The following is a 17,070-nucleotide window of genomic DNA, read 5'->3' on the forward strand; positions in this document are numbered from 1 at the left end:
CGACGCCTGGCCCTAACCGCCCCCGGCCCCCGCCCCCGCCCCCGCCCCCCGCGTCGATCATGAACTTGTGGTGCCCGTTTCTCCCCATTAAGTCGTCTCTGTTCACCACCACAACTACATGATCGACGCGGCCGGCCGACGCGGCCGGCCGGCCGGGGGCGGGCGCGGGGGTGGGCGCGGGCGGCGGGGGTGGGCGGGTAGGGCTGGTTAGTGCCCCAGGTCTTTGAGGATCTTGCGGGCGGCGTTGTGGCCGGCGGCGCCGATCACGCTGCCGGCGGGGTGGCAGCCGGCGCTGCCCGCGTACACGCCGTCGATGCCGGTGGCGTAGGGCATCCGGTCGGTGAACGAGACGGTGTTGTCGACGTGGTGGATGTGCCCGCCGGTGATGCCGAAGTGCGCCTCGATGCCCGGCGGGGGCAGCGGCACCGCGTCGGCGATCAGGTCGGCGGTGCCGGGGGCGTACCGTTCGACGATCTCGACGAGTCGGTCGACGTAGCCGGGCAGTTCGGCGTCCCAGGTGGTGCCGGTCAGCTCGTAGGGCACCGACTGGACGAACAGCGCCGACGAGTGGTGCCCGGCGGCGTCGGAGAGCGACGGGTCGACGGTGGTGTGCAGGTACCACTCGATGGTCGGCTCGGCCGGCAGCCGCCCGGCCTGCACGTCAGTCCACATGTCGCGCAGCGCGGTCATCGGCGATGGGGCGTCGCCGCCGACCAGCGACGCGGAGCCGGGCAGCAGGTGGATGGTCGACCCGAACGGGCTCGGCGCGTCGGCCGGCAGGCAGGAGAAGCGCGGCAGGCCGCGCAGCGCCAGGTTGAGCTTGAGGGTGGTGCCGGGCCGGCGGACCGCCGCCATCCGTTCGCCGAGTCGCGCCGGGAGCGCGCCGTCGGGCAACAGCTCCATCAGCCGGTACGGATCACATGCGCCGAGCACCACCCGGGAGCTGACCTGCCGACCGTCGGCCAACACCACTCCGCTGGCCGCGCCGCCGTCCAGGGTCACCGCGCTCACCGGCGTACCGGTCAGGATCCTCGCCCCGGCGGCGCGGGCGGCGTCGGCGAACGTCCGCGAGACGGTGCCCATGCCGCCCTCGGCGATCATCCAGGTGCCACCCGAGCCGGGTAGCCGGCACATGTTGTGCACGAGGAAGTTGTGGCCCGTCCCGGGGTCGTCGGGGCCGGCGTTGAGGCCGGAGAGGCCGTCGGTGACGGCGTACATGCTGACCAGCAGTTCGGAGCGGAACTCGAAGCGGGCCAGGTAGTCGGCGACCGACCCGCGGACCAGGTCGACGAAGACCTGCCGCAGTGCCGGGCGGACGTGCCGCTCGGCGGTCTCCTCGACGCTCAGCGGCTCGGCCAGCCAGGCGGGGGCGAGGTCCTCGCGTAGCGCGGCCAGCTCGGCCTGCATGGCGTCGTCGGCGGCCACGTCGGCGGGGGAGAAGAACTCGGTGAGCTGCGCCCGGGTGGCGGCGGTGTCACTGCCGAAGAGCAGGTACGGCGAGCCGAGGCCACCCGGTGTGGGCAGGAAGTAGTGCGGGTCGCGGCGCAGCACCGGGATGCGTACGTCGAGGGTGGCGAGCAGTTCCGGCGGCATCAGCCCGAGCAGGTACGAGCCGGTGGAGTGGCGCAGCCCCGGCACCTTCGGGAACGGGTTCTCGGTGCGGGTCGCGCCGCCGATCACGTCGGCGGCCTCGACCACGAGGACGTCCAGACCCGCGCGCGCCAGCAGAACCGCAGAAACCAGACCGTTGTGCCCGCTCCCAACGACGACGACGTCCGCCCGAGCCGGAATCTCACCACTCATGCCGCCGCAGCCTAGTCCCACCACCCCACCACCGCCCACCACCGCCCACCACCGCCCGCTGCAACCCGGTGATCAAGAGGTTCGCGTCAGGAAACGCCGTCCGGATGACGCGAACCTCTTGATCACCGGGGGTGGGTGGGGAGGTGGACCGTGAAGGTTGAGCCTTTTTCGGGGGTGCTTTGGGCTTGGACCGTGCCTTGGTGGGCTTCCACCAACTTGCGGACTATGGACAGGCCCAGGCCGCTGCCGCCGGTCTGCCGGCTGCGGGACTTCTCCGCCCGCCAGAAGCGGTCGAACACCCGGGGCAGATGCTCGGCGCTGATGCCGCTGCCCGTGTCGGCGACGGCGATGGTCACCTTTCCGCCGGCCGCCCCGGCGCTGATCGTGACGCGGCCGCCGGCCGGAGTGTGGCGTACCGCGTTGGCGACCAGGTTGCCGACGACCTGACGCAGTCGCACCGGGTCGGCGTACACCTGCGGGTCGGCGTCGAGGAGCACCGACAGTGTCACGCCGGCCAGGTCGGCCTGCACGCGGTACGCCTCGGCCACCTGGCCCAGCAGGTCGGCGAGGTAGACCGTCTCGGGGTGCAGCCGCAGCGCGCCCGCCTCCGCCTCGGCGAGATCCTGCAGGTCGGCGATCACGTGTTGCAGCAACGTCGCCTCCTCCAGCAGCGACGACACCAACCTCCGGTCCAGCGGCGCGATGCCGTCCTCGGCGGCCTCCAACCAGCCCCGGATCGTGGTGACCGGGGTGCGTAGCTCGTGGGCGATGTCGCTGACCATGGCGCGACGGAGCTGTTCGAGGCGTTCGCGCCGCTCGGACATGTCGTTGAACGCCTCGGCCAGCCGGGCGATCTCGTCCCGCCCGGTGACGCGGACCCGGGCCGCGCCGTCGCCGTCGCGCATCCGCTGGGCGGCGCCGGTCAGCGCGTGCAGCGGACGGGTCAGCCGGACACCGGCCAGCACCGTGACACCGACGGTCACCAACAGCACGAGACCGGCGACCGCCACGATCCGGGCCTGGTTGACGCGGGACAGGTCGAAGGTCGTGGTGGGCCGACCACCCGGGTCGGAGACGAACAGGGTCGCCGCCGGGGCGACGTACGGGAGAAGCTGTTCCCTGCGGCTGGTGCCCAGGCAGGCGTTGACCGCCTGGCTGTGGTCCTGGTCGGCCTCGGTGACGTCCGCGCGGCTGCTCCGCGTGGGGGCGGGCTGCGTCTTCCACGTCCAGTCCAGGTCGACGCTCACGGGCGCCAGTTTGCGACGGGCCAGGCAGGTGTTCACCAACGCGTTGAGCTGGGCCAGGCCCTTGCGTTCGGTGGCCGTCGGAGTCGCCAGGTCCGCCCGTGGCGCGGCGCAGACGGGGTTGTCGCTCAGGTCGGCGCCGGGGGTCTCGATCCGGGGGCGGCCGGTGGGCTCCTCCCGCACGACGGCCGCGATCCTGGGCCGTACCCGCAGGCACAGCACGGCCTGGTCGGCCCGGTCGAGCAGCGTGCGGCGCTCGTCGGGCGGGAGCAGGTACGGGCCGGCGGCGCGGGGGTCGATCCGCGCGGCGTCGACGACCCCGGGGGAGCCCAGGGTCAGCGTGGTGTCGACGGCGAGCGCGTCGATGGTCGCGGAGGGCTTGGTGGGCAGCGGACCGGCCTGCGGCGCCGAGTCGGCGAGCGGCGTACCCGACTCGGTGGTCAGGGTGATCCGCCGGCCCACCTGCTCGGCGAGCGGTCGCAGGGCGGTGTCGACACCGGCCCAGCTCGGGTGGGTCGCCGCGTAACCGATCAGGGTGTCGTAGATGCGGGCGTCGTCGGCGAGCGCCTGGCCCTGTTCCTGCCGGATCGCCCCGGTCGTGGTGCGGACGGCCAGCCAGGCCGTGGCGGCGATCGAGCCCACGGCGATGAGGACGGCCAGCGCGAGCAACCGGAGCAGCAGGCTGCGGTGCAGCGGCACCTCACGCCGCATGGTGGCTCGCCTCCGCCAGCTTGTAGCCGACGCCGTAGACGGTCAGCAGGCGGACCGGTCTGCGCGGGTTCGGCTCGATCTTCCGGCGCAGGTTCATGACGTGGACGTCGACGGTCCGGCCGGTGATGTATTTGTCGAAGCCGTGCAGGTGGCCGAGGAGCTGGTCCCGGGTGAAGGCCCGTCCCGGCTGGGCGGCCATCGCCTGGAGCAGGTGGAACTCGCCCGGCGTGCAGTCGACGCGTCGTCCGTCGACGCGTACCTCGTGGCGGATCGGGTCGACGTGCAGGTCGCCGACCCGCAGCACGGGGTCGGTCGGGTGCGTCGTCCGCTGGCCCCGGCGCAGCAACGTCCGTACCCGGGCCACCAGCTCGCGGGGGCTGTACGGCTTCGTCAGGTAGTCGTCGGCGCCCAGGTCGAGGCCGAGCAGCAGGTCGTCCTCGGTGGCGCGGGCGGTCAGCATGAGCACGGGCAGGTCGGATTCCCGGCGCAGGATGCGGCAGACGTCCAGCCCGTCGACCTTCGGCATCATCACGTCGAGGATCAGCAGGTCCGGCGGGCGTTGGCGCAGGTGCTCCAGGGCGGCCCGCCCGTCGCCGACGACGACGACCGTGTGCCCCTCCCGCTCCAGGTAGCGGCGGACCAACTCGGCCTGCTTCTCGTCGTCCTCGGCTATCAGCACCCGCGCGGTCACGGCAGCGACTGTACGTGTCGCGGGCCGTCCTGAACCGCCCTCGGCGACGCCCGTGAGCTGGGGCTACCGGATGAGGACCGCTTCCTGACAGGTCTCTGACAACTGTTCGTGAGGCTGCCGCCATGACGAACGCACCACGACGAGTCGGGTTCGCCGCGCTCACCCTGTTCGCCACGGTCCTCGCCGGCTGCGACGGTGCGAAGCCCGCAGCCGAGGGCGCCGCCGACGTCGCCTCCCTCGCCACGACGTCCGCCACGCCGAGCGCCGCCACGTCCGGCGCGGCCACGATCGGTCGGCCGCAGTTGCGGCTGGACACGACCGACGAGGAGGAGAACCGGCTCTGGTACGCGTACCACCTCTGCCTGCGGGATAACGGCGTGAAGGAGAACAAGGGCCGCTCGGCCGGTGCTACCGGGAGCGGACCGGGCATCTCCCTCGACCAGAGTGGCGAGCCGAAGGCGGCGTACGTGGCGTGCGCCAACAAGCTGCCGCTTCAGCCGCCGGAGCTGGACGAGAAGAGGAACCCGAACTACGAGAGCCAGTGGAACGACTACGTGCAGTGCCTACGTGGTCGCGGTATGAAGATCCACTCGCTGCCGGACGGCTCCGGCTGGACGTACGACGACGGGGTCGCCGACCCGTCGGGCGGCTTCGACGGTCCGGCGCTCTCGAAGGTGGAGCGCGAGTGCACGATGGAGGCCTTCGGTGGACGGTAGGCCGAAGCGGCGAACCGCGATCGTCGTGGCCCTGGTGACCGTGGTGGTCGCCGTCGGCGCGGGCGTCACGGCGCTGACCCTGCGACGACACGACGACGGTACGGCGAGCGCCCCGCCGCCGGTGACGACGGCCACGGTGACCCGCACCGACCTGTCGGACAGCCGCTCTCTCGACGGAACGCTCGGCTTCGGCCCGGAGCGGGTGGTCAAGGGCGCCGGCGAGGGCGTCGTCACCCGCCTGCCGAAGGTCGGTGACACGGTGGCCCGTGGCAAGCCCCTGTACTGGGTCGACGACCGGCCGGTGCCGGTGCTGTTCGGCGGCACCCCGCTGTTTCGTACCCTCGACAAACCCGGCCTGGTGGGCAGCGACGTGCTGATCGTGCGGGACAACCTGAAGGCCCTCGGGTACGCCGTCGGCACGCAGCCGACCCGCGCGAAGGACGGCACGAAGATCGGCTCGGGTCGGGCCCTGCTCACCGACACGCTGGTGGCCGCGATCAAGAAGTGGCAGCAGGCGCTCGACCTGGAGCCCACCGGCCGGATCGAGGTCGGGCAGGCGGTCGTACTGCCGGGGCCGGTCCGGGTGAGCGCGGTGAAGGCCCTGCCCGGTGACCCGGTCGGCGGTGAGTTGGTGGCCGTCACCGAGAAGGTCAAGCTGGTGACCGTCGCGGTCGAGGCGACCGAGGTCGGCAGCATCCGGGTGGGCGCCACTGTCGCGATCACCCTGCCCGACACGACCGAGGTCCCCGGTCGGGTCGCCTCGATCTCCCACACCGTGCAGGGCGCAGGCGCGGACGCGGGGACCGGTCAGGCCGGCCCGCCCAAGGTGGACGTCCTCGTCACGCCGGCCAAGGCGGCGGACGTGGGGAAGCTGGACGCGGCGTCGGTCCAGGTCACGTTCACCACGAGCGCCCGCAGGAACGTGCTGGCCGTACCGGTCGGCGCGCTGGTGGCGCTCCGCGAGGGCGGGCACGCCCTCCAACTGCCCGACGGTGGGCTGCTGGCCGTGCAGACCGGGATGTTCTCCCGGGGGCTCGTCGAGGTCAGTGGGGACGGTGTCACCGAGGGGCTCACGGTGGTGACCGCCGCGTGAGCACGGTCATCCCCTTCCCGGTCCGGGACGCGCCGACCGAGGTGATCCCGGCGTACACCGAACCGGTCCTGCAGCTCGACGGGGTGAGCCGGACGTACCCGGGCGACGTCACCGCCCTGGACGACGTCTCGCTGACCGTACGCGCGGGAGAACTCCTCGCCATCGTCGGACCGTCCGGGTCCGGCAAGTCGACCCTGCTGAACATCATGGGCACGCTCGACCTGCCCACCAGCGGCCGGGTACGCGTCGCCGGGCAGGAGGTGACGGACCTGTCCGACCGGCGGCTCTCCGCGCTGCGGGGCCGGTGGCTCGGCTTCGTGTTCCAGCAGTTCCACCTCGTCGGAGGGCTCGACGCCGCCGAGAACGTCGCCACCGGGCTGCTCTATGCCGGTGTACCCCGTCGTCGCCGTCGCCGCACGGCCATCGACGCGCTGGCCCGGGTCGGCCTGGCGCACCGGGTCGACCACCTGCCGCACCAGCTCTCCGGCGGGGAACGCCAGCGGGTCGCCATCGCGCGGGCGCTGGTCAACGACCCGGCGCTGGTCCTGGCCGACGAGCCGACCGGCGCCCTGGACACCGCCAACGGCGAGGCGGTCCTGGCGCTGCTGCTGAGCCTGCACGCCGAGGGCACCACCATCGCCATGATCACCCACGATCGGGACCTCGCCGCCCGTACCCCTCGGCAGGTGGACATCCGCGACGGGCGGATCGTCTCCGACACCCTCGACAGGACCCACCGATGAGCACACCGACAGCGGCACCCGGCGGCCGGCCGCCCCGGCTCGCCCCGAGCGACGTACTCCGGCTCGGCCTGCTCGGGCTGACCAGCCGGCGGATGCGGGCGGCGCTGTCCGCCCTGGGCATCTCCATCGGCATCGCCACGATGATCGTCGTGGTCGGCATCCCGGCGTCCAGCCAACGCGACCTGATGGACCAGCTCTCCGCTCTCGGCACCAACCTGCTGCGCGCCGAACCCGTGCCGGACCAGGACCCGCCCGTGCTGCTGCCGGCGGAGTCGGTGGCGATGGTGGACCGGATCGGGCCCGTCGAGACGGTGAGCGCGGTCGCGAACACCCACGTCGCGGTCCGCCGCAACGACCTGGTGGACCGCTACGACACGTCGGGACTCACGACCCTCGCCGCGCGCCCGGATCTGCTGGACACCGTCAACGGACGGGTCCGCGTCGGCCGGTTCCTGGACGACGGCACGGCCCGGCTGCCGACCGCCGTCCTCGGCTACGTGGCCGCGAGCCGGCTCGGGTTCGCCACCGTCGACCCGGCCCGGCCGCCCCAGGTGCTCGTCGGTGAACGGTGGTTCACCGTGATCGGCGTACTCGATCCGCTGCCCATCGCCCCCGACCTGGACCGGTCGGTGCTGGTCGGCTGGGACGCGGCCCGAAACCTGCTCGGCTTCGACGGGCATCCCACGGTCGTGTACGTGCGGGCCCGCGAGGCCGCGCTGGAGGACGTGCGTGCCGTGCTGCCGGCCACCCTCGACCCGCAGTTGCCCGGGTTGATCCAGGTCAGCCGCCCCTCGGACGCGCTCGCCGCCAAGCGGGCCACCGAGAACACGTTCTCCGCGCTCTTCCTCGGGCTGGCCGCCGTGGCGCTGCTGGTCGGCGGGATCGGGGTCGCCAACACCATGGTCATCTCGGTGCTGGAGCGCCGCCGGGAGATCGGTCTACGCCGGGCGCTCGGCGCGAACCGGGGGCAGATCCGGGTGCAGTTCCTCACCGAATCGGTGCTGCTGTCCGTGCTCGGCGGAGCCGCCGGAGCGGTGCTCGGCGTGCTCGCGACGGTCGGGTACGCCAGCTACCAGGGCTGGCCGCCGACGATCCCGGTGACCTCGGTGGCCGGTGGCATCGGCGGCGCGATGCTGGTCGGGATGGCGGCGGGCGTCTACCCGTCGATCCGCGCCGCCCGCCTCACCCCCACCGAAGCGCTCGCCAGCGCATGATCAGCTCGGCCGCTGGGCACGCCACCGCGAGAGTGCCAGGGTCGCGGAGTAGCCGGCCAGGACGATCACGTGGAACACGTACAGCCACAGCAGCACGGCGACGCCCGCGCCGATCGGGTCGAAGCCGCCGAACGGCACGCCGAGGTCCAGCGGCAGGGACGCGAACAGCACGAAGCCGTGCAGGAACCCGGAGAGGTTGGCCGCCGTGAACGAACCGATCGCCAGGGTGGAGAGCCAGTCCGGCGACGCCGGCCCGACCACCCGGAACACCCACACCAGCACCGGTGTGAGCACCAGCCAGACCGCCAGGAAGGACAGCACGATGCCCAGCGCGCCGACCCAGCCGCCCTGGCGGACCAGGCGGGTGGTGAGCGGTAACGCCAGCAGGATCGACAGCAGCAGCGCGGGCGCCGGCGCGAGCAGCGGCAGCAACAGCAGCCGACCCCGCCACCCCACCAGGTGCTCGTCGGTGCGTGGCGCCGCCACCGACACGAACGCCCGGCGCAGCCCCTCGCCGTACAGCGACGCGGGCAGCAGGGAGGCGAGGGCCAGCAGCGGGGTCAACTGCACCCCGGCGTCGACCAGCGCGGCCACCGCCCGGGGCGCGCCGATCGCTGTCGGCAGGGCCTCCACGGCGTACGACGTGAGCCGGCGTACCCGATCGGCGCCCGCGACCAGCGAGGTGAGCCAGAGGGCCAGCAGCGCCACCGGGACCACGGCGATCGCCCCGTAGAAGGTGATCGCCGCGGCGTGCAGCGACAGGTCGCGTCCGCGCACCGGACGGAACGCGGCACTGGTGATCCGTTTCGCGCGCTGCCAACCGCTGCCCATCGGCTTCTCCTTCCCTGTCGTCGGGACGGTCACTCCTTAAGATCGCCGGTCATGACTGTTATCACCACCGAACGCCTCATCCTGCGCGATTGGACCGACGAAGCGGCGGACCTGGCTCGGATCTACGACATCTACTCGCGGGCCGACGTCACCCGATGGTTGAACGTGGTCGGCCTGCCGATGAGCGACCCGTCGCAGGCAGCCGAGCGGCTGCGGTTCTGGCAGGAGCGGCACGCCGGCGACCAGGGACGGTACGGCACCTGGGCGATCGAGGTACGGGAGACCGGCGTCGTGGCGGGTACGGCGCTGCTCAAGCCGCTGCCGGGGCGCGACGAGAGTCGGCTCACCGACGACATCGAGGTGGGCTGGCACCTGCACCCCGATTCGTGGGGCCACGGCTACGCCACCGAGGCGGCGCGTGCGCTCATCGTCCGGGAGTTCGCCACCGGCACCACCGAGATCTACGCGGTCGTGTCGCCGGGCAACGAGCCGTCGATGGCGGTCTGCCGGCGACTCGGCATGGCGCACGTGGGCCGGCGTGCCGACTGGTACGGCGGCGAGGTGCTGGAGACCTTCGTCCTGGCGGCCCCAGCGGCCTGATCGTTCCGGAATCACCTGACGCAAGATCCGTACAGCTTCGGGGAAGGTTTCGCCTCCATTCGTCGGGGGTGGCGCCTTCCCTGATTTGTGCGTGGATCGAGGTGCGCCAACAGTGGGCAACTCCGTCAATAGTCACGGTGGTCGAAGTATTGACGCTCTCGTAGCACGTCAGTAACCTTTGGTCAAAGTTACGCAAGAACTAGACAAACGCGTGCACGATTCTGTGCATGCTCGCGGAAGATTCAACGGGCCTCCTGGGGAGGCCCGTTGATGGTCGTACCCCTCGAACGCCGGCCCGCCTCACCGGTCGGCGACGCACCGCCACCCACCCCACCGTGGTCACCCCCGCCCGCGGCAACCGTCCCCCGACGACAGGACAGTCATGAGACGACGAGCGACACTGTTCAGGATGGTGGCGGCGACAGTCGCGACCACGCTGATCGCGACCGCCCTCGCGAACCCGGCCCTCGCCACTCCGGCCTCCGCCGCCCGCCCCGCCGACCAACCGGCCGCCGCCAGCAGCGCCGTCGCCGCGGCGGCCACCAACCTCGCCCAGGGTCGTCCCACCCAGGAGAGCGGGCACGCCGACGTCTACGACTCGTCGAAGGTCGTCGACGGCAACGCGGGCAGCTACTGGGAGAGCGTCAACAACTCGTTCCCCCAGTGGGTACAGGTCGATCTCGGCTCGTCACAGTCGGTCAACCAGGTCGTGCTGAAGCTGCCGACCTCGGGCTGGGGCACCCGCACCCAGACGTTGAGCGTGCGGGGCAGCGCCGACGGCTCGTCGTTCACCGACCTGGCCGGGTCGCAGACGTACACCTTCAACCCGGCGAGCGGCAGCACCGCCACGATCAACTTCAGCGCCACCGCCACCCGCTACGTCCGGATCACCATCACCGCCAACAGCGGCTGGCCGGCCGGGCAGCTCTCCGAGCTGGAGGTGTACGGCAGCGGCGGCACCACCCCCGACACCACCGCGCCGAGCGCGCCCGGCAACCTCTCGTACACCCAGTCGGGCACCACCATCAGCCTCGCCTGGGTCGCGTCCACCGACAACTCCGGCGGTAGCGGTGTCGCCGGCTATGACGTCTACCGCAACGGCGCGTTCCTCCAGTCCGTCGGGACCGTGACCACGTTCAACGACACCCAGCCCACCACGGCGACCGTGTCGTACTACGTCCGGGCGCGCGACGCCGCCGGCAACGTCTCCGGCAACAGCAACACGGTGACCCGCACCGGCAGCGGTGACACCACCGCGCCGAGCGTGCCGGGGACGCTGTCGCAGAGCACGTCGGGCAGCACGATCACGCTCACCTGGGGCGCCTCCACCGACTCCGGTGGCAGTGGCCTGGCCGGCTACAACGTCTACCGGGGCGGCAGCCTGATCGCGACGCTGGGCACCGTCCTCACCTACCAGGACACCCAGCCCACGACCGCGACCGTCTCCTACTACGTCCGCGCCCGCGACGGCGCCGGCAACCTGTCCGGCAACAGCAACACCGTCACCCGGACCGGCAGCAACCCCCCGGCCTGCACGAACGTGGCGCAGGGCAAGAGCATGACGGCGAGCGGCTCCACCTTCACCTTCACCCCCGACAAGGCGAACGACGGGCAGCTCGGCACGTACTGGGAGGGCGCGGCCAGCTACCCGCAGAACCTCACCGTGGCGCTCGGCGCGAACCACTCGATCTCCGGCGTCACCGTGAAGCTCAACCCCGACTCGTCCTGGGGCACCCGTACCCAGACGATCCAGGTCCTCGGCCGCGACCAGGCGTCGTCGTCGTACACCAGCCTGGTGTCGGCGGCGGCCTACCAGTTCGTCCAGGGCGTCAACACGGTGACCATTCCGGTCAGCGCGACCACGGCGGACGTGCAGTTGCGGTTCACCGGCAACACCGGCGCTCCGTCCGGCCAGGTGGCCGAGCTGGAGGTCTGCGGCACGCCGGCCCCCAACCCGGACCTGGTCGTCAGCTCGCTGAGCTGGTCGCCGACGTCGCCCAGCGAGGTCTCCGCGATCACGCTCTCGGCCGTCGTGCAGAACATCGGCAGCGCCGCCGCGGCGGCCACGACGGTGAACTTCAGCCTGGCCGGGGCGCTCGTCGGCAGCGCCACGGTGGGCGCGCTCGCCGCCGGCGCCTCGACGACCGTGTCGTTCAACGCCGGTACGCGACCGATGGGCAGCTACGCCGTGTCGGCGGTGGTCGACCCGACCAACACGGTCGTCGAGCAGAACAACGGCAACAACAGCCTCACGGCGGCGTCGCCGCTGGTGGTGGCGCAGGCGCCGGGCCCCGACCTCCAGGTGCTCAGCATCGCCTCGAACCCGCCGAACCCGGCCGTCGGGGCGTCCGTCACCTTCACCGTGGCGGTCCGCAACCGGGGCACCACCGCGACCGGCGCGACCACCGTCACCCGACTGGTGGTGGGTGGCACCACGCTCAACACCAACACCGCCTCGATCGCCGCCGGCGCGACGGCCACCGTGGCCGTCAGCGGTAGCTGGACCGCCACCAGCGGCGGCGCGACCATCACCGCCACCGCCGACGCCACAAACGTGGTCGCCGAGACCAACGAGAGCAACAACACCTTCAGCCAGTCCATCGTGGTCGGACGCGGCGCGGCGGTGCCGTACGTCTCGTACGAGGCGGAGGCCGGCCGTTACTCGGGCACGCTGCTGGAGGCCGACCCGCTGCGCACCTTCGGGCACACCAACTTCGCCAGCGAGTCCTCGGGCCGCAAGTCGGTACGCCTCACCGGCACCGGCCAGTTCGTCGAGTTCACCTCGGCCAACCAGGCCAACGCCATCGTGGTGCGCAACTCCATCCCGGACGCGCCCGGTGGCGGCGGCATCGAGGCGACCATCAGCCTCTACGTCAACGACGTCTTCTCCCGCAAGCTGACCCTGTCGTCGAAGCACAGCTGGCTCTACGGCGACACCGACGGGCCGGAGGCGCTGACCAACACCCCGCAGGCCGACGCCCGACGGCTCTTCGACGAGTCGAACGCGCTGCTGTCGCAGTCGTACCCGGCGGGCACCCGGTTCAAGTTGCAGCGCGACTCGGGCGACACCGCCTCGTTCTACGTCATCGACATGATCGACCTGGAGCAGGTGGCCCCGCCGCTGAGCCAACCGGCCGGCTGCACGTCGATCACCCAGTACGGCGCGGTCCCGAACGACGGGCTCGACGACACCGCCGCCATCCAGCGGGCGGTGACCGACGACCAGAACGGCGTCATCAGCTGCGTCTGGATCCCGGCCGGGCAGTGGCGGCAGGAGCAGAAGATCCTGACCGACGACCCGCTGAACCGGGGCATGTACAACCAGGTCGGCATCAGCAACGTCACCATCCGGGGCGCCGGCATGTGGCACTCGCAGCTCTACACGCTGACCGAGCCGCAGAACGTGGTGGGCGGCATCAACCACCCGCACGAGGGCAACTTCGGCTTCGACATCGACAAGAACACCCAGATCTCCGACATCGCCATCTTCGGCTCCGGCCGGATCCGGGGCGGTGACGGCAACGCCGAGGGCGGCGTCGGTCTGAACGGCCGGTTCGGCACCGGCACCAAGATCAGCAACGTCTGGATCGAGCACGCGAACGTCGGCGTCTGGGTGGGCCGCGACTACGACAACATCCCCGACCTGTGGGGGCCGGCCGACGGGCTGGAGTTCAGCGGCATGCGGATCCGCGACACGTACGCCGACGGCATCAACTTCAGCAACGGCACGCGCAACTCGCGGGTGTTCAACTCGTCCTTCCGGACCACCGGCGACGACGCGCTCGCCGTCTGGGCCAACCCGTACGTCAAGGACCGCAGCGTCGACATCGCCCACGACAACCACTTCGTCAACAACACCGTCCAGCTGCCCTGGCGGGCCAACGGCATCGCCATCTACGGCGGCTACGACAACTCGATCGAGAACAACCTGATCTACGACACCGCCAACTACCCGGGCATCATGCTGGCGACCGACCACGACCCGCTGCCGTTCTCCGGCACGACGCTGATCGCCAACAACGGGCTCTACCGCACCGGCGGCGCGTTCTGGAACGAGGACCAGGAGTTCGGCGCCATCACGCTGTTCCCCTCCACCCGGGACATCACCGGCGTCACCATCCGGGACACCGACATCGTCGACTCGACGTACGACGGGATCCAGTTCAAGAACGGTGGCGGCAACATGCCGAACGTCGCCATCACCAACGTACGGATCGACAAGTCGAACAACGGTGCCGGCATCCTTGCGATGAGCGGCGCGCGCGGTAACGCCAACCTGACGAACGTGACCATCACGAATTCGGCCGACGGCAACATCGTCATCCAGCCGGGCTCGCAGTTCGTCATCAACGGCGGCTGAGGCTAACCCGCCGTTTCCGTGAAATCGGGGTGTCCGCATGCAGCGGACACCCCGATTTTCATGAACCCGAGTCGATCGTCGCCGCGCAGGGGCCGTCGTGGGCATCGGGTCGCCGGCACCGGCCGGCCTCGCCCAGCCGGGCGTCACAGAACACTCGGGTACGCAGGAACTGCGCGTCCTCCTCGCTGAGCGTGGTCTCGCCGAAGTCGACGACGGCGAGGTGACCGAGCGAGTCGCGCAGTGCCACGGCCAGGGCGGTCACCTCGTCGAGGCTGGTCAGCGTGGTCGGCAGGTGGATGATCCAGCGGGGCTCGGTTGCGACGCTCATGGCAGGACCACCGTTCCGCCGTCCACCAACGTCTGGATCTGCCCGTCGGTCAGGCCGCGCTCGTGCAGGACGCGACGGCCCCAACGGTGCAGTCGGCACGGGTGCCGGGCGTCGTCCCTGCGGCAGCGCTCGCCGTCCGGTCGCCGCACGGGGGCGTGCACGCTGACCGCCCGCAGCGCGAACACGACGTCCTCTTTGGTCACGTAGGGCGGCAATGGCAGGTCGTCGGTCGTTTCCATGGCCGTCCTCCGGTGGGATTTTCGCGGTCGCCGTCATCAATGAGGGTCATTCCACTGATGGTTCAACACAATGTTTCGGAGCAGAATCCGGACCGAGGGACGAGGCGGCTTACGCGACGACAGTCAGGGAGATGACGTGGACGACTCCGGCAGCACGGTTCCGCGGAGGCAGCTCGGCAGATATCTGAGAGAGCTTCGCGAAAACGCGTACGTGACCGTTTCCGCGGCGGCCAAGGAATTGGAATGGTCGGCACCCCGGATCTGGCGGTACGAGACCGGGCAGGTCTCCATGCACCCGAACGACGTGGCGGCCATGTGTCGCGTCTACGGCGCGTCCCCGGAGACGATCGAGACGATGCGGGCGCTCGCTCGGGAGACCAAGGCGCACGGTTGGTGGCACAGCTACGGCGAGGCGATCAAGGACTGGTTCAAGCTGTATGTCGGCCTGGAGGCCGCCGCCACCCGCATTCGCAAGTACGAGGCGGACCTCATCCCCGGGTTGTTGCAGACGATCGAGTACATGACCGAGGTCATCGCGACTGACCACCCGCAGATGAGCGAGGCGGATCGACGGGCGAAGGTGGACGTGCGGCTGCGCCGGCAACGGTTGCTGGTCCGAGCGATACCGCGCGCCCCGCGCCTCGACGTCATCCTGGCTGAGGCGGTGCTGCGCCGGCCGCTGCGGGATCGCGCGGCGATGGGCCGGCAACTGGATTCGCTTGTGGTGTCGTCGCGACAACACAACATCGGTATCCGGGTGCTGCCCCTCGACGCCGGCCTGGTGCGCTGGGCGCAGGCCGGCACCTTCACCATGCTCGACTTCCCGTCCGACGTCCGCGAGCCGGAGCCGACGACGATCTACATGGACGGCCCGTGCGGCGCGGTCTACCTTGACAAGACCCACGAGATTGAGATCTACGAGGACGCTTGGCGCTCCCTCGGCGAGCGGGCGCTCAGCGCCGACGAGTCCCGTGAGCTGATCGTGGCCATAGCGAAGGAGATGACCGATGGAGCGTGACGGAGTCTGGCGCACGTCGACCCGATCCGGCGGCGAGGGCGACTGCGTCGAGGTGGCCGGCTTCGCCGAGGTGGTCGGCGTACGCGACAGCAAGGACCGGCAGGGACCGACGCTGACCTTCACACCCTCGGCCTGGGCCGCGTTCGTCCAGTTCACGGCGGTGCACCAGCCCGTGCAATGATCACGGCCGGCTCGCTCGCGGGAGGCTGAGAATCACGATGGGTGTCGTCGCGACCGGGCTCTGCCTCGCCGTACCCGCTCTGTTCGTGCTCTGGCTGTGGGGCGGACCTCTGCTCACCGGCAGGTGGAAGACCCCGGGCTGGTTCGTCGCGACGGCCGGGCTTTCGATCGCTGCAGCCGTCGTCACCTGGTTCGTCGGGGCGTTCGCGGGTTCCTCCATGAGCTCGGAGGAGTCCTGCCGACAGGCCGGCGTCAGCTACGACAGCGCCTACCGCGCCGTGCACTGGCGTGAGTCGTCGCGATGGTTCCCCCTGCACGATCGATGCAATGCCACCTACGACCTGGTGCCCGTCTGGGTCAACCCGGCCCTGGTGCTGCTGTCCCTGCTTGCCGTCTCCTGCATCGGCGCAGCGGTCTGGCTGGCCGTCGTACGGCACCGGACCACGACGAGCCCGGGGTCGGCCCGCAGATCTTGGAAAGTTTCCGTTCGGCCATGACGGAAAGTGTCCAAGATCTGCACCGCCACGCGCGGAGGCTGCGGTGCGGTCATTTCGGATAGACGGACCATGTGTGCGGCGACGCACATCGTGGGCGGCGGTGGCTAGGCTGACCTGAGAAGGATGGTCCGCTGAGGGGGTGAGCCCGAATGGCCCAGGCAGCGTTCGCGCCGGAGCCGGCGCCGCAGCACACCGAGCCGTCGTTCGACGTGCTGCGGTGGCACGACGAGCCGTGGACCGCGCAGCTCGCCCTCGACCTGTTGCCGGAGACCAACGGCCCCAAGGTTGAGGTCCTGAGCGGAAGCGTGATCGTGACACCACATGCGGGGATCGACCATCAGTCGGTCGAGCGGGAACTGCCCTACGTGCTCCACCGTGCAGCGCGAAAGGCTGGCTTCTGGGTCTATCCGGAGATCAACGTCCTCTCCGGGGATGATCTCTTCATTCCAGACATCGTTGCGCTGCGCAGCTCCGGGGGTGGCCGCACGACGGTACCCATCGCCGAGGCGGTACTACTCGGGGAGATCGTTTCGCCGGGCAACCGACGCAAGGACGTGATCGACCGGCCCCGGGAGTACGCGGCTGCTGGAGTTCCGTTCTTTCTCCGAGTGGACCTGCGCAATCGGGTACCGACGCTGGCTCTGTTCGAGCTGGTCAACGGGGAGTACCGGCCGATGGCCGCCGCAGCAGCGGGCAGCACCTTCGCGATGCGCGAGCCCTTCGAGTTCTCAATCGATCCGGCCGAACTGCTGGACGAGGAATCGGTCCCAGACGAGTCCGGCACCGCTTGATCGACACGGGT

General features: G+C 70.8%; 16 protein-coding genes. 10 read left to right on the forward strand and 6 right to left on the reverse strand.

The features are described 5' to 3' along the window. Positions 1-207 precede the first annotated feature (207 nt). The 3 genes from AB0B55_RS28745 to AB0B55_RS28755 all read right to left on the reverse strand — a co-directional run bounded on the left by AB0B55_RS28745 (position 208) and on the right by AB0B55_RS28755 (position 4,449). Positions 208-1,803, reverse strand: a complete 1,596-nt coding sequence (locus AB0B55_RS28745) for an NAD(P)/FAD-dependent oxidoreductase (RefSeq protein ID WP_357175064.1) — start codon at positions 1,801-1,803, stop codon at positions 208-210. Between the two features lie 122 nt (positions 1,804-1,925). Beyond that, entirely contained in the window at positions 1,926-3,758 is a 1,833-nt protein-coding gene (locus AB0B55_RS28750; RefSeq protein ID WP_357175067.1) for a HAMP domain-containing sensor histidine kinase, read from the reverse strand. Continuing rightward, positions 3,748-4,449, reverse strand: a complete 702-nt coding sequence (locus tag AB0B55_RS28755) for a response regulator transcription factor (RefSeq protein ID WP_357122268.1) — start codon at positions 4,447-4,449, stop codon at positions 3,748-3,750. The genes AB0B55_RS28750 and AB0B55_RS28755 overlap by 11 nt, the downstream gene beginning before the upstream one ends. 122 nt (positions 4,450-4,571) lie before the next feature. On the opposite strand from AB0B55_RS28755, the gene AB0B55_RS28760 reads away from it, so the two are divergent. The 4 genes from AB0B55_RS28760 to AB0B55_RS28775 are packed head-to-tail and all read left to right on the forward strand — an operon-like array spanning position 4,572 to position 8,215. After that, on the forward strand, positions 4,572-5,165 hold the full coding sequence (locus tag AB0B55_RS28760) for a hypothetical protein (protein WP_357122271.1): 594 nt from the start codon (positions 4,572-4,574) through the stop codon (positions 5,163-5,165). Further along, the gene (locus AB0B55_RS28765; RefSeq protein WP_357122274.1) at positions 5,155-6,258 is read left to right on the forward strand and encodes an efflux RND transporter periplasmic adaptor subunit; all 1,104 of its coding nucleotides are present in this window, start codon (positions 5,155-5,157) and stop codon (positions 6,256-6,258) included. The genes AB0B55_RS28760 and AB0B55_RS28765 overlap by 11 nt, the downstream gene beginning before the upstream one ends. 44 nt (positions 6,259-6,302) lie before the next feature. Then, positions 6,303-7,001, forward strand: coding sequence for an ABC transporter ATP-binding protein (locus AB0B55_RS28770; protein ID WP_357123329.1), 699 nt, complete (start codon positions 6,303-6,305; stop codon positions 6,999-7,001). After that, positions 6,998-8,215 carry an ABC transporter permease gene (locus tag AB0B55_RS28775; protein WP_357122277.1) on the forward strand — a complete coding sequence of 406 codons (1,218 nt, stop codon included), beginning with the start codon at positions 6,998-7,000 and terminating at the stop codon, positions 8,213-8,215. Before AB0B55_RS28770 ends, AB0B55_RS28775 begins: the two co-directional genes overlap by 4 nt. Here the strand turns inward: AB0B55_RS28775 and AB0B55_RS28780 are convergent, their stop codons facing one another. Further along, positions 8,216-9,046, reverse strand: a complete 831-nt coding sequence (locus tag AB0B55_RS28780) for a YhjD/YihY/BrkB family envelope integrity protein (protein ID WP_357122281.1) — start codon at positions 9,044-9,046, stop codon at positions 8,216-8,218. A gap of 51 nt (positions 9,047-9,097) precedes the next feature. On the opposite strand from AB0B55_RS28780, the gene AB0B55_RS28785 reads away from it, so the two are divergent. Both AB0B55_RS28785 and AB0B55_RS28790 read left to right on the forward strand, forming a co-directional pair. Next, positions 9,098-9,646: a GNAT family N-acetyltransferase gene (locus tag AB0B55_RS28785; protein WP_357175070.1), complete on the forward strand. Its 549-nt coding sequence runs from the start codon at positions 9,098-9,100 to the stop codon at positions 9,644-9,646. Positions 9,647-10,055: 409 nt separating this feature from the next. Beyond that, on the forward strand, positions 10,056-14,006 hold the full coding sequence (locus AB0B55_RS28790; RefSeq protein WP_357175073.1) for a CARDB domain-containing protein: 3,951 nt from the start codon (positions 10,056-10,058) through the stop codon (positions 14,004-14,006). A 58-nt stretch (positions 14,007-14,064) separates the two neighbouring features. Here the strand turns inward: AB0B55_RS28790 and AB0B55_RS28795 are convergent, their stop codons facing one another. Together AB0B55_RS28795 and AB0B55_RS28800 are read right to left on the reverse strand one after the other, a co-directional pair. After that, the gene (locus tag AB0B55_RS28795) at positions 14,065-14,334 is read right to left on the reverse strand and encodes a hypothetical protein (RefSeq protein WP_357122292.1); all 270 of its coding nucleotides are present in this window, start codon (positions 14,332-14,334) and stop codon (positions 14,065-14,067) included. Then, a complete protein-coding gene (locus AB0B55_RS28800; protein WP_357175076.1) occupies positions 14,331-14,573 on the reverse strand; it encodes a hypothetical protein in 243 nt (80 codons plus the stop codon). The genes AB0B55_RS28795 and AB0B55_RS28800 overlap by 4 nt, the downstream gene beginning before the upstream one ends. A 136-nt stretch (positions 14,574-14,709) precedes the next feature. On the opposite strand from AB0B55_RS28800, the gene AB0B55_RS28805 reads away from it, so the two are divergent. The 4 genes from AB0B55_RS28805 to AB0B55_RS28820 all read left to right on the forward strand — a co-directional run bounded on the left by AB0B55_RS28805 (position 14,710) and on the right by AB0B55_RS28820 (position 17,059). Continuing rightward, positions 14,710-15,591, forward strand: coding sequence for a helix-turn-helix transcriptional regulator (locus AB0B55_RS28805; RefSeq protein ID WP_357175080.1), 882 nt, complete (start codon positions 14,710-14,712; stop codon positions 15,589-15,591). Then, positions 15,581-15,772 carry a DUF397 domain-containing protein gene (locus AB0B55_RS28810; protein WP_357175083.1) on the forward strand — a complete coding sequence of 64 codons (192 nt, stop codon included), beginning with the start codon at positions 15,581-15,583 and terminating at the stop codon, positions 15,770-15,772. The genes AB0B55_RS28805 and AB0B55_RS28810 overlap by 11 nt, the downstream gene beginning before the upstream one ends. A gap of 37 nt (positions 15,773-15,809) precedes the next feature. Next, the gene (locus AB0B55_RS28815; protein WP_357175086.1) at positions 15,810-16,268 is read left to right on the forward strand and encodes a hypothetical protein; all 459 of its coding nucleotides are present in this window, start codon (positions 15,810-15,812) and stop codon (positions 16,266-16,268) included. A 149-nt stretch (positions 16,269-16,417) separates the two neighbouring features. Continuing rightward, the gene (locus AB0B55_RS28820) at positions 16,418-17,059 is read left to right on the forward strand and encodes a Uma2 family endonuclease (protein WP_357122308.1); all 642 of its coding nucleotides are present in this window, start codon (positions 16,418-16,420) and stop codon (positions 17,057-17,059) included. Positions 17,060-17,070: the final 11 nt, after the last annotated feature.

The sequence above is a fragment of the Micromonospora sp. NPDC049107 genome, from assembly GCF_040648595.1.
Lineage (GTDB): Bacteria > Actinomycetota > Actinomycetes > Mycobacteriales > Micromonosporaceae > Micromonospora.

Excerpts from the sequence above, each read along its gene's own strand:
- AB0B55_RS28795 (WP_357122292.1), bottom strand. The coding sequence starts at position 14,334 with ATGAGCGTCGCAACCGAGCCCCGCTGGATCATCCACCTGCCGACCACG.
- AB0B55_RS28760 (WP_357122271.1), top strand. The coding sequence starts at position 4,572 with ATGACGAACGCACCACGACGAGTCGGGTTCGCCGCGCTCACCCTGTTC.
- AB0B55_RS28780 (WP_357122281.1), bottom strand. The coding sequence starts at position 9,046 with ATGGGCAGCGGTTGGCAGCGCGCGAAACGGATCACCAGTGCCGCGTTC.
- AB0B55_RS28820 (WP_357122308.1), top strand. The coding sequence starts at position 16,418 with ATGGCCCAGGCAGCGTTCGCGCCGGAGCCGGCGCCGCAGCACACCGAG.
- AB0B55_RS28775 (WP_357122277.1), top strand. The coding sequence starts at position 6,998 with ATGAGCACACCGACAGCGGCACCCGGCGGCCGGCCGCCCCGGCTCGCC.
- AB0B55_RS28745 (WP_357175064.1), bottom strand. The coding sequence starts at position 1,803 with ATGAGTGGTGAGATTCCGGCTCGGGCGGACGTCGTCGTCGTTGGGAGC.
- AB0B55_RS28790 (WP_357175073.1), top strand. The coding sequence starts at position 10,056 with ATGGTGGCGGCGACAGTCGCGACCACGCTGATCGCGACCGCCCTCGCG.
- AB0B55_RS28785 (WP_357175070.1), top strand. The coding sequence starts at position 9,098 with ATGACTGTTATCACCACCGAACGCCTCATCCTGCGCGATTGGACCGAC.
- AB0B55_RS28800 (WP_357175076.1), bottom strand. The coding sequence starts at position 14,573 with ATGGAAACGACCGACGACCTGCCATTGCCGCCCTACGTGACCAAAGAG.
- AB0B55_RS28815 (WP_357175086.1), top strand. The coding sequence starts at position 15,810 with ATGGGTGTCGTCGCGACCGGGCTCTGCCTCGCCGTACCCGCTCTGTTC.
- AB0B55_RS28810 (WP_357175083.1), top strand. The coding sequence starts at position 15,581 with ATGGAGCGTGACGGAGTCTGGCGCACGTCGACCCGATCCGGCGGCGAG.
- AB0B55_RS28750 (WP_357175067.1), bottom strand. The coding sequence starts at position 3,758 with ATGCGGCGTGAGGTGCCGCTGCACCGCAGCCTGCTGCTCCGGTTGCTC.